This is a genomic window from Cognatundibacterium luofuense, from assembly GCF_018139685.1.
GTDB classification, from domain to species: Bacteria; Pseudomonadota; Gammaproteobacteria; order Burkholderiales; family Burkholderiaceae_D; genus Undibacterium; species Undibacterium luofuense.
The window spans coordinates 1-368 of the sequence record NZ_JAGSPN010000275.1 but is presented as its reverse complement, the minus strand read 5'-3'; the positions used below and the strand labels follow the sequence as shown (position 1 = coordinate 368).

At 61.7% G+C, this 368-nt stretch carries 1 protein-coding gene; it reads left to right on the top strand.

The genetic code is table 11. The features are described 5' to 3' along the window. The coding region (locus tag KDM89_RS20380) for a hypothetical protein (RefSeq protein ID WP_212689689.1) at positions 1–224 on the top strand (224 nt) is incomplete at its 5' end. Between the last annotated feature and the right edge of the window lie 144 nt (positions 225–368).

The window sequence follows — 368 nt, the reverse complement described above, 5'->3', positions numbered from 1 at the left end:
CCTCGCGCTTATACATTTCTATGCTGCCCGCCTGCGATGGTGCCGGTGGTGGTAGCGAACGTGCTGGTATCTCAGCTGGAGCAGCATTCGTATTGCCAGAACTGATGGCAGGGTTGGCAGCGCCAGGCGCAGACCCGCTACGGTCAGAGGGTGCATCGGAAATGCTGCTGCAGGCACTCATCAGCAGCACCCCGGCCACGCTGACGCTGGCTGTGCGGCCGTGACGCTGCACTTGCCGCTGTCCAGCCTGTAACAAGCGCTTAGTGAGCGCTGCCACAGGCGCGTCCTGCACTCATCATAGGTGCATCACGGCCAGTCTCGCCCGGATGCCCTGCGGCCTGTAACTTTTGCAGATAGTCTTGCCACAG